Raw genomic sequence first — 736 nt, 5'->3', positions numbered from 1 at the left:
GGGATATAAAATCCACTGGAGAAATTTGCATAGTCTGAGTCGGTTCCAAAATTAGCTGCCCCCCTTAAATTAACGGGATAAAACCACGAATAGCTTTGATTGCAGTTTTTTGAATCTGCAAGTAAATGCTTGGCAGCCGAGCGGTTTAGCGCCCATAGTATAAAGGTTGTTAAAGGGATATCGAGAGATTTTGCTCGTTGTTCGATAGCTGCGGTTTCATAACGATCAAAAAATAGAGTGTCTACCGAATTTTGGCTTACTTGATTATCCGCTTTCCAAAAACGCCATTTGACCCTTTTAGGGTAAGGTTGAACTTTTGCTTTGATCGCTTTCAATTCTTGAGTGTCAGGTTCACCGGTTTCTCTACACTTAGGGATCTTCACACTGGTGAAACCGAGATCGTTCAGCATGTGCTTCATTATGCTCATGCCGTCACCATTGGCGTGCTGGAAGATATCTACTTTTAGCGCTTCTTCTTGCTCTGAGGTGTGAGGCGTATATCGCCCCCAATATATGTCATCACTTACGCCTAGCTTGCGCCTTTGTTCAAACCATAAGGCAACATGATCTTTCGGGTGACGTTGAAATATACTCATGATGCCTGATCCGTCTTGAGAACGTTAAGGGTATTTTTCGCATCAAGCCAACCTGCTTCCCAGCTTGAAGTTAATACCTCATCATTATATGGGCTCTGTGATTTCTTCTTCGCTCGACTGCCCTGCTCAAAACCGCGTTG

Annotated in this window: 1 protein-coding gene; it reads right to left on the bottom strand. The window is 43.6% G+C overall.

Annotated elements, in window-relative coordinates; genetic code table 11:
* Nucleotides 1-596: hypothetical protein (locus tag A3735_RS24155; RefSeq protein ID WP_156499883.1), on the bottom strand; the 596-nt coding region annotated here is incomplete at its 3' end.
* Nucleotides 597-736: the final 140 nt, after the last annotated feature.

This window comes from Oleiphilus sp. HI0061, assembly GCF_001635675.1.
This window is presented reverse-complemented; position numbering and strand designations above follow the sequence as displayed.